General features: G+C 54.8%; 9 protein-coding genes, 1 tRNA gene and 1 riboswitch. Of the genes, 5 read left to right on the top strand and 5 right to left on the bottom strand.

Annotated features, from left to right (window positions below; all coding sequences use genetic code 11):
- The 3 genes from ACESNI_RS18115 to ACESNI_RS18105 form a co-directional block, all read right to left on the bottom strand.
- Positions 1 to 1477, bottom strand: a 1477-nt coding sequence (locus ACESNI_RS18115; protein ID WP_373089620.1) for an FMN-binding glutamate synthase family protein, incomplete at its 3' end; no start/stop codon positions are given.
- A gap of 29 nt (positions 1478 to 1506) precedes the next feature.
- Positions 1507 to 2754 carry a hypothetical protein gene (locus ACESNI_RS18110; RefSeq protein WP_373089618.1) on the bottom strand — a complete coding sequence of 416 codons (1248 nt, stop codon included), beginning with the start codon at positions 2752 to 2754 and terminating at the stop codon, positions 1507 to 1509.
- Complete coding sequence (locus ACESNI_RS18105) at positions 2744 to 4456, bottom strand: NAD-dependent malic enzyme (RefSeq protein WP_373089616.1); 1713 nt, start codon at positions 4454 to 4456, stop codon at positions 2744 to 2746. Before ACESNI_RS18105 ends, ACESNI_RS18110 begins: the two co-directional genes overlap by 11 nt.
- Before the next feature lie 195 nt (positions 4457 to 4651).
- Between ACESNI_RS18105 and ACESNI_RS18100 the strand changes: the two genes are divergently transcribed.
- The 3 genes from ACESNI_RS18100 to ACESNI_RS18090 all read left to right on the top strand — a co-directional run bounded on the left by ACESNI_RS18100 (position 4652) and on the right by ACESNI_RS18090 (position 7198).
- Entirely contained in the window at positions 4652 to 5479 is an 828-nt protein-coding gene (locus ACESNI_RS18100) for a class II glutamine amidotransferase (protein ID WP_373089614.1), read from the top strand.
- Between the two features lie 53 nt (positions 5480 to 5532).
- Positions 5533 to 5713: riboswitch (cobalamin riboswitch) on the top strand.
- Between the two features lie 49 nt (positions 5714 to 5762).
- Positions 5763 to 6437: a 5,6-dimethylbenzimidazole synthase gene (gene bluB / locus ACESNI_RS18095; RefSeq protein WP_373089612.1), complete on the top strand. Its 675-nt coding sequence runs from the start codon at positions 5763 to 5765 to the stop codon at positions 6435 to 6437.
- A gap of 53 nt (positions 6438 to 6490) precedes the next feature.
- A complete protein-coding gene (locus tag ACESNI_RS18090) occupies positions 6491 to 7198 on the top strand; it encodes an SDR family oxidoreductase (protein ID WP_373089609.1) in 708 nt (235 codons plus the stop codon).
- A gap of 112 nt (positions 7199 to 7310) precedes the next feature.
- Here the strand turns inward: ACESNI_RS18090 and ACESNI_RS18085 are convergent, their stop codons facing one another.
- Positions 7311 to 7463, bottom strand: a complete 153-nt coding sequence (locus ACESNI_RS18085) for a GDCCVxC domain-containing (seleno)protein (RefSeq protein WP_373089623.1) — start codon at positions 7461 to 7463, stop codon at positions 7311 to 7313.
- Between the two features lie 197 nt (positions 7464 to 7660).
- Here ACESNI_RS18085 and ACESNI_RS18080 point away from each other — a divergent pair, with 197 nt between their 5' ends.
- Together ACESNI_RS18080 and ACESNI_RS18075 are read left to right on the top strand one after the other, a co-directional pair.
- A complete protein-coding gene (locus tag ACESNI_RS18080) occupies positions 7661 to 8509 on the top strand; it encodes a retron St85 family effector protein (RefSeq protein ID WP_373089607.1) in 849 nt (282 codons plus the stop codon).
- A 173-nt stretch (positions 8510 to 8682) separates the two neighbouring features.
- Complete coding sequence (locus ACESNI_RS18075; protein WP_373089605.1) at positions 8683 to 9615, top strand: reverse transcriptase domain-containing protein; 933 nt, start codon at positions 8683 to 8685, stop codon at positions 9613 to 9615.
- A 224-nt stretch (positions 9616 to 9839) separates the two neighbouring features.
- On the opposite strand, the gene ACESNI_RS18070 is transcribed toward ACESNI_RS18075, so the two are convergent.
- Positions 9840 to 9916, bottom strand: a tRNA-Met gene (locus ACESNI_RS18070).
- Positions 9917 to 9976 lie beyond the last annotated feature (60 nt).

Genomic DNA, 9976 nt, shown 5'->3' with positions numbered 1-9976 from the left:
CGGAAGGGAGTTCGTTCTGATCCGCCATCCGCTGGTAAATATGATGCGGCGTCAGGTCTTCCGGATCCTCCAGCCCGATGGCGCCAACCGGTTCGCACAGGCTCTCCAGGGTCGCCTCGTGGTAATTGGCGACGCGGACCTGCCGGTCCTCGACATCGATGGCCTTCGCCCGGGTCTTGTCCTGGGTGGCGATGCCGGTTGGGCATTTGTTGGTATTACAGCGCAACGACTGGATGCAGCCGAGCGCGAACATCATCGGTCGGGCAACATTGCACATGTCTGCGCCGAGGGCGAGTTTCTCCATGATATCGAACCCGGTGACAATCTTGGCACTGGCGATCACCCGGATTTGGGAGCGCAGACCGGTGCCGACCAGACAGTTATGAACAAAAACAAGCCCCTCGTCGATAGGCACGCCAAGGCGGTTTGAAAACTCGGGCGGTGCTGCCCCCGTCCCGCCTTCAGCGCCGTCGACGGTGATGAAGTCCGGCGTTACCCCGGTTTTCAGCATCGCCTTGCAAATGCCCAAAAACTCCTTGCGCTGACCGATACAGAGCTTGAAGCCGACCGGCTTGCCGTTCGTCAGGTTCCGCAGTTCGGTGACAAATTCAAGCAGGCCTTCAGGTGTTGAAAAGGCGGTATGGGCGGGCGGCGAGATAACCGACTTGCCCACCGGCACGCCCCGGATCTCGGCGATCTCCTCATTGACCTTGGCCGCGGGCAATACGCCACCATGGGCAGGCTTGGCGCCCTGACTGAGCTTGATCTCAATCATTTTCACAACATCGCGATTGGCATTCACTTTGAATTTTTCAGCATCAAAATTACCCTCTGCTGTCCGGCAGCCGAAATAGCCGGTGCCGATTTGCCAGATAATGTCGCCGCCGCCCGCCAGATGATAGGGGCTCAAACCGCCCTCACCGGTGTTATGGGCAAAGTTGCCGCGCCGGGCGCCGGCATTGAGGGCGTGAATGGCCGTCGGGCTCAGGGCCCCGAAACTCATCGCCGAGATATTGAGGCGGGAGGCCGAATAGGGCTGCTTGCAGTCCTTGCCGCCAACCATGACCCGCGTTTTATCCGCTGTCACTTTTTTCGGTGCCAGAGAGTGGCTGGCCCGCTGATAACCGACATCGAGAATATGCCATTGGGTGCCGAACGGCTGGGTTTCAAGACCATGTGCCGCGCGCGCATAGACAAGGTTCCGCTGTAGCCGGTTATAGGGTCGGCCGCTTTCGCTGGTTTCGATAAAATATTGCTGGATTTCCGGGCTGATGAACTCCAGCATATAGCGCAAATGGCCGATAACCGGGTAATTCCGGAGCACATTCTGCTCTGAAAAATGCATGTCATAGAGACCGAGAGTGATATAGGGCGCCAGAAACAAAAGCGCCCAGCTGATCGGCGGCCAGACGAAATGCAGCACTGTCACCAACAGAATGCCGCCGATCGAAATGAAAAAGAAAATATTTCGTGCCATGCTGTCCTATACTCCGTTATTGCCCGAACTCAGTCAAAAACCTGTCCATGTTTATACTGCTCGTCCTGTCCCGCCGCCTCGGTCAGGGCGGCAACATTATCCTTGGTGAAAAAGCCCGCAAAGCCGTGACATCTCTCGATATATTCCGTGATCAGGATCGTGTTCTTTGAATGTTTCGAGAAGATCTGCTTGAGATTGGGCTCATCCTTGCACTCGCCGACGACATGAGCGAGAAACGCGACGCCCTTTTCCTTCATCGCCTCGACAACAAAATCGACGTTTTTCACCCCTGCCTTGTGATCGCCATCCTTCACTTCGAACGCAACATGATGCATCCGCCGACCGTAATTGCGCACGAAGGTTTCCGTCGGCATCGGCCGGCCCTCGAATGAATTAACGAAGGACGGGGTGTTATTGGCTGTGAAGACCTTGGCCGGGGACAGCTTATCATCGCCGATCCGGCCGTTGCGGTTGACATTGGTCGAGGAATTCATGTCATGAATATTATACGCCCCCCAGAAATAATACGGGACCTGGGTCAGGAATTCGAGGATGGCATCCTCGCGGTCGGCGGCAAGGATACGGGTCGCCATGTGATCAACGCCCAGCAGCAGCGAACTGATGCCCGATTGCTCGCTAAAGGCCGCAGCGTCGTCCAAACGGGTTTTCTCAGCAGGCGTCAGCTCGATCTTCTCCCCAAGCCCGAGGCTGTCTGGATCGTTGAAATCGAGGCTGCTATAGCCGATCCGGTTACCGGTAAAGTCGGACGGCATGGTGAAGAGAAAGCCGTGGGCGGCATAAAAGGGATTTTCGACATCGCCCTTATATTCAAAACGGATCGCCTGATCCTCAAGCGTGGCACGGGTCGCGTTAATATCCTCGGTCGCGAAGATTTCACCGATGTAGCGGCTATGCGGGGTCGCCCGCGACAGCGGGTACATCCGGTTGACGCGGGTAATATATTCCTCAAATGCAGTGCTCAGCGGCTCGACGATCAGCAATGCTGGATATTCCGGCCGGTTATGCAGGATATGGTATTTATGGGTCTCCCCCCGATAGCTCGCCTTGTGGCGATAGGGGGTCATGTGGCAAATCTCAACCATGGTATCAATCCCGCTTCCGGGCTCGACCTGGGTTGCGAAGGCACGCATATTGCCAACAAGATCCTCAATGCCGCTGCTTTTGCGCCGCTCGAATATCTTCAGGCGAAATTCCTCGAAAAAGGCGGAGTTTTTCTTATCCCCGAGCGGTTCATATCCCTTGTAGTCAAACCTCATGGAAGTTTTCCTTAAGTTTTTGATCGAAGGCGTCCGGGATATCGGCATAAGCCGGTTCCCAGAACCGCGCGGTGATTTTTGCCGCTAATTCCTCGGGGCTGGAGGGCGGGGCGACATTCTCGGCTTGCGCTTGGCGCGCCACCGCGAGGGCGATGGCCTTGCTCACCGCGCGGATATCAGACACCGGCGGCAACAGCGAGGCGTGCGGATCTTTCAGCGCCGGCGACAGATCGGCAAGCGCCCGGGCCGCCGCCATGAACATCTTGTCCGTTACCCGGCGGGCGCCAGCGGCAAGAACACCAAGGCCGATGCCGGGAAATATATAGGTATTATTACTTTGGGCGATCTGGTGGAGCTTTCCCTTATAAGTAACTGGTGCGAATGGGCTTCCGGTGGCGACAAGCGCCGTACCCTCGGTCCAGCGGATGATATCCTCCGGCACTGCCTCAGCCCGGGAGGTCGGGTTCGACAGCGGGAAAACGATCGGGCGCGCGGTGTTCTTCGCCATCTCGCGGATAATGTCTTCGCTGAACAGGCCCTTTTGACCCGATACCCCGATCAGAATACCGGGCTTGCCATGCTTCATCACATCTAGAAGGCTGATCCCGCCATCCGTCGCGGTGGCCCAGCCCGACACCACCGCATGATCCTGCGTCAGCCGTTGCTGGAACCCGAGCAGACCGTCCATCTTGTCATGCAACAGACCGAAACGATCGACCATATAGATGCGCGCCCGGGCCTCCGCTTCGCTCAATCCCTCATCGATCATCACCCCGATCAACTGCTCCGCGATCCCGGCCCCGGCCGACCCGGCACCGAGAAAGGCGATGCGATGTTTACTGAGCGGCATGCCCAGCAGCTTGCAGGCGGCGAGCAGAGATCCCGCCGTAACCGCGGCAGTGCCCTGGATATCATCGTTATAGCTGCACAGCTGATCGCGGTATTTTTCCAGCAGCGGTTCGGCATGGGCCTGGGCGAAATCCTCAAACTGCAACAGGACGTTCGGCCATTTGCGCTTGACCGCCTGGACGAACTGATCAACGAACGCGAAATAGGCGTCGCCGGAAATCCGTTCATGGCGCCAGCCGATATACAGCGGATCGTCAAGACGCGTTTTGTTGTTGGTGCCGACATCGAGGATGATCGGCAGGGTAATGCGCGGATCGACCCCGCCCGCCGCCGTATAGAGGGCGAGCTTGCCGATCGGGATGCCCATGCCGCCGGCGCCCTGATCGCCCAACCCCAAAATCCGCTCGCCATCGGTAACGACAATCGCCTCGACCGTCTCGTTCACCGCGTTGTCCAGCATTTCATCAATCCGGTCGCGATGCGGATAGGAAATGAACAGCCCGCGCGGACGGCGATAAATCTCGCTGAACCGCTCGCAGGCTTCGCCGACCACCGGGGTGTAGATCAGCGGCATGATCTCCTCGATATGGGTAATTACCAGACTGTAGAACAGCACCTCGTTGGTATCCTGAAGTGCACGCAGATAGATATGGCGCTCAAGATCGGTATCCTTCGCCTGCAACGCATCATAGGCGCGCCCCGTCTGTTGGTCGAGATCCTCGATATGTGGGGGCAGCAGGCCGAGCAGGCCGTATTTATGCCGCTCCGCGTCGCTGAAGGCCGTCCCCTTGTTCAGGGCGGGTTCGGACAGGATATCAAGTCCGCGCGTTGTCATGTCCGGTGTTTTCTGCATATATTCTTGCGCCCCGGGCGGGCGTGCCGCGGGGGGAACTCCCTGCCTGTGAATTGAACCGACACTATACTCATTCCACCCACGTTTAAGCAAGAATAGAGCGGCGACGGCTGAAATCAGGAAAACAGATTGCGCGCGAACCGGCTTGCATTATGCTGGCGGGAGCGAACGGGACGATAAATCGGGAAAACATATATGTGCGAGTTATTTGCGGTGTCCAGTCCGCATCGTGTGGCAATCGATTATTCATTGAACGAGTTTTCTCGCCACGGCGGTCTCAGTCACCTGAACAAGTCCGGCTGGGGCATGAGCTTCCAGCAGAACTCCGATACCCTGCTGATCAAGGAGGCGAAACCGGCCTTCGACAGCCCCTGGGTGAAGTTCGTTGCGGAACAACAGACGCGAAGCCATTGTATCATTGCCCATGTCCGCTATGCCACCACCGGCGAGGCCGTGTATGAGGATACCCACCCGTTCAAGCGTGAGGCCTACGGACGGGCACATGTCTTTGCCCATAATGGCGATCTTGCCGATTTTCGCGCCGCCCTGCCGCTTGCGGGGATGCCGTTCAAGCCCATGGGAGAGACGGATTCCGAACATGCCTTTTGCTATATGCTCGACAAGCTCGCCCCGCTCTGGCGCGAGGGCATTCCGCCGGTTGAGAGACGCCTCGCAGTGATCGCCGCCGTCGCCGCGGAAATACGGGAGCTTGGCAGCTCAAACTTCCTCTATAGCGACAGCGATTGCCTTTTTGTGCATTCGGACCTGCGGCGCTTCGATGAAAACGGGATTTTCGGCCCCCGCCGCGCCCCGGCCCTGCATTGGATAGACCGCCGGGACCTCCATGCCAGCGGCCTGAACGTGACATCACCGGACAGCGCAAGCCATAACGCCATGATGTTCGCGAGTGTCCCGCTTTCCGACGACGACTGGCAGCCCCTGCCCCGCGGTTCGGTCCTTGCGGTGCGCAATGGGAAAATCACCGACCGCACCGATATCGGCGAGGGCATCTGGTCTGCGTAATCATATGCAGGCCCCCGCGCCCGTCTTTCGCCTTGTCATCAGAATTGATCCATGTACAAATGGGCCGGTCTGGTGCCCGCGAATGCGGGACAATCGGGAATCCGGTGAAAATCCGGAACGTGCCCAACGCTGTGAAGGGGATGGGCCGGGCGATATGCCACTGGAGAAATCCGGGAAGGCGCCCGGACCAGATGATCCTCAGTCAGAAGACCGGCCAGACGTCATAGCCCCAACCGCCCGGACAGCGGCGCGGGCCGTATCTGTTATTGTTGGGGATCGAACAATGAACACGCATGCCCTGCCGGCCGCCGCCGCGCCCTTCACCGCCGCCGAACGCGACGCCGTCTACAAGGCCATCCATACCCGCCGCGATGTCCGCGACCAGTTTCTCACCGACCCGCTGCCGGACGCGGTTGTGATGCGCCTGCTGGAGGCGGCCCATCACGCCCCGTCCGTCGGCTTCATGCAACCGTGGAACTTCATTCTCATCCGCGACCCGGCGCAGCGGGAGCTCATCTGGCGTGCCTTCGCGGCGGCGAATGACGAGGCCACCCGGATGTTTTCTGGCGCGCGACAATCAACCTACCGCTCGCTGAAGCTTGAGGGCATCCGCAAGGCCCCGCTCAACATCTGCGTGACCTGCGACCGCGAGCGCGGCGGCAAGGTTGTCCTCGGCCGCACCCATAATGCGAACATGGATGTCTACAGCACGGTCTGCGCCATCCAGAACCTCTGGCTCGCTTCGCGGGCGGAGGGGGTCGGCCTCGGCTGGGTCAGCATCTTCCGCGACGCCGACCTCCGCACCCTCCTCGGCATCCCCGACCGGATCGAGATCGTCGGCTACCTCTGCCTCGGCTATGTCGATGACCTCTACACCCGCCCGGAACTGGAGGTAAAAGGCTGGAACAAGCGCCTGCCACTGGAGGACCTGGTGTTCGAGGGCAAATGGCAGGATTAAACAAACCGGAACAGGCCGCGCGCGAGATGCCTGTTCAGACCAAGGAGTAGGATATGAATACGGATTTACAGACAGTCATCATCACCGGCGCCAACCGGGGGATCGGGCTGGCGCTGGTGGAGAGGTTTCTGGCGTCGGGGGTTTGGCGGGTGCTTGCCTGTTGCCGTGCGCCAGATCAGGCAACGGCGTTGCAGAAGCTGGCGCGTGAGCAGGCGGACAGGATTGAGCTGTTCGCGCTTGATGTGACGGACAGCGGCTCCGCCGAGCATTTTGCGTGGCAGATCAACGGCCGGAAAGTCGATGTGCTGCTGAATAACGCCGGGGTCAAGGGCGGCGATCATCAAACCGCGCTTGATATGGATTTTGACGCCTGGGAGGAGGCGCTTCAGGTCAATACCCTCGCCCCTTTGCGCATGGTGCAGGCGGTCATCGGGAATTTACGGTTGTCCACTCAGCCCAAGATCATCACCATTTCAAGCCAGATGGGGGCATTGAGCCGGAAAGGTAGTGGCAGCTACGCCTATAGCTCCTCCAAGGCCGCCGTGAACAAGGTGATGCAGATACTCGCCTCGGACCTGCAAGCGGACGGTTTTATCGTCTGCCTGTATCATCCCGGCTGGGTGCAGACGGACATGGGCGGGAAATCCGCGACCATATCGCCCGAGGAAAGCGCCAACGGGCTGTTCAGCTCCATCACCGCCCTCACCCGCACCGATAACGGCCGGTTCCTGAAATGGAACGGAGAGGAACATCCGTGGTAAGACGGCAGACGTGATCCGCCGCGAGGTGCCTTGGCGGACCTATGATTACCGTCGCTCCCTGCTGACTGAGCCTTGCGGCCACACCAGCCTTCACGGGCAATATAAAAGCTCGCTAATCGGCACGGCAACAGCTGCTGCCCTGTTGTATGGGCGGACAGGGAACCGTTCCATAGGAACAATAGACACAGCAATCCCCGGCCTTGGGTTTCAGGAGAAGGCCGCAGCCCTTGCATTCATAAAACCATTGGCAGGCATCCGTCGGCATGGCTTCGGCCTCACTATGACGGCTGATAGAGTTTCTCAGTGCGACAGCACTGATGAATTTCGCGGTTGGTTTGTTGAAATGGCTGACATGATCGCCAACGCAAATTAATGGCCATTTTGGACAATTTATGAGAGAAACACCTTCTATAATAATAAGATCAGTTTGAAGCGAGCTCATAATACTTCTAAGGTAATAGTATGCTGATACAACCAAATTTATTGAAAAACCAATCTCTTTCTGCGAATTCAAAAGTCTTTGTGTGTGGTCCGGGCTATGGTTCTAATCAGATTGATCTTAGAAATCTCGCGCGGAAAAGTTTGGAATCTATAAAAAAGGTTAAGGTCGTATACGGCGAAGAAATCGAGGCAGAGTATTCATACAAAAAGCAGTCTACAGACTTACAGACACTAGAGGCGCGTTTTGCTCATGATGTAGATTTTACATTGCTCATCTTGGAATCCCCAGGGTCACTAGCAGAACTAGGAACTTTTACACAACTTCCTGAAATCAGAGGACGATTGTTTGTTTTGGTGTCCAGTGTGTTCTATAGAGCTGAGAGCTACGTAGCCCGTGGGCCATTAAGCCTATTATCGCGCAACAACCCGAACAGCGTAATTTACTATGAACCTCAGAATAAGGCGGAGATGCTCTCTAGGGTTCTGTTTCCGCTTACATTTTATAAATATGCGCACCACATTTTGGGAAACGATTATCTATATCAAACTCGAATTTCTTACGGAAAGAAGTCAAAGAGTGCCCCTTACGAGGACTATATTAAGGATGTGAAATCTACTTACGAAAAGGCAATAACGTTGATTTCAATGATAGTGGGAGATCGACCAAACTATTCGGAACTCCTATTACTAACCGGTCTTGCACCGAATCAACTGCGAGCCAGTCTACACGGACTTTTTGTTGATAAAAAAATCGAAGCCGTGTCTTCAGGTAGATACCATGCTGTCAACGGATACTCAGACAGTCTGTTAGAGCCGTTCAGCACTACTGCCATCAGTTTAGCTCGCGCAAAAATACTAGCTGTTGCTTGACCACAAGCGTGGATATGTAGCAAACTGTCGGCATCCTAGCATTTCCTTCGGGAGACATAGTGTAATCGCTATGTGCACGCAAAGTACGTAGAAGCCTTCATCCTAATCAATGGTAAAGAAAATTTTTTCTTTTCAATTGATTAGGATGAATCAAAACAGATGAGAAGTAGGATATGAATGCTGCGGTGGAGTGCACAGATTTGGAGGAAATATCTTCATTTCTTGGCTTTGCACCGCAGCATATTTTTTATTTAGTGGAATCACCTGAGACTTACTATACATCGATAGAGATTCCAAAAAACTCAGACCCAACTAAGTTTCGAACGATTGATATTCCTTTCAGCGAATTGAAAGGGGTTCAGCGAGTAATTCATAAAAAAATTCTCTCGGAATATTTTATACATGACTGTGTTCACTCATATGTTGGAGGCCGATCAATATTGACGGCCACTCAACAACTTTGCGGTGGACGAGCCATATTAAAGATGGATATCAAAGACTTTTTTCCATCTATTACGGAAAAACGAGTAATAGGGCTGTTTAAAAGCTTCGGCTTTAACGACAGTGTTGCTTATATTTTATCTCGTCTGTGCATCAAAGGCGACTGCTTGGCTCAAGGGGCTCCCACCAGCCCAACAATTTCCAATCTCATTATGCGAAAGTTCGACAAACAATTGGCGTTATTGAGCAGCTCTTGGGAACTCGGATACTTAAGATATAGCGATGACGTATTTTTACACAAAGAGAAAAACTTCAATCATCCAAAACTTGCTAACTATGTCATTCAGATCATCGAACAAAATGGCTTTGAAGTAAATTTGGGTAAGACAAAATATTATCCGCGCCTACTGCCTAGAATTACCTTGGGGCTTTTGACTCATGGCGATACTCCCAGAATCCCCGGAACTTCTAGAAAGAAATATCGAGCGGCCTTTTTTAGAGCATCACGAGACATCCAATGGGCAGACGAAAACCAGACCCGATTGCGCGGAATGTTGGAGTGGTACAAATGCGTTCATGGGAAAGACGAAACCTATAATCATTACTCTGCAGTCTATAAAAATATAGGTTTGCTAAAAATACATGACTCTTATCGAAGCAAATGAGCGCTATCGCAGTTTGATTGATGGATGTTTTTGTTCACCGTGGAAACTGTTCCGCCCCTTTAAACAGAATTTATACCGAAGCAGCCCGTTTAGCATGACATATAAGTTAAAGTTTGAGCCATTTTACGTCGTCGCTTGAAATATAGAGTTCTTTTTCGGTAGCCCGGCGGTAGCCCTGCACGCAAAAACGGCTCAGCGTTTGTGCGCTAAGCCGTTGATAGTTTTGGTTGCGGGGGTAGGATTTGAACCTACGACCTTCAGGTTATGAGCCTGACGAGCTACCGGGCTGCTCCACCCCGCGATCGGATTTTGAAGTTGGAGAGCGCCCGTATGGGCGCTTTCTGCCATTGTTATTGATCTG

The organism is Sneathiella sp., from assembly GCF_041689005.1.
Lineage (GTDB): Bacteria > Pseudomonadota > Alphaproteobacteria > Sneathiellales > Sneathiellaceae > Sneathiella.
The sequence above is the reverse complement of the archived record's forward strand: the minus strand, read 5'-3'. Positions and strand labels throughout refer to the sequence as shown.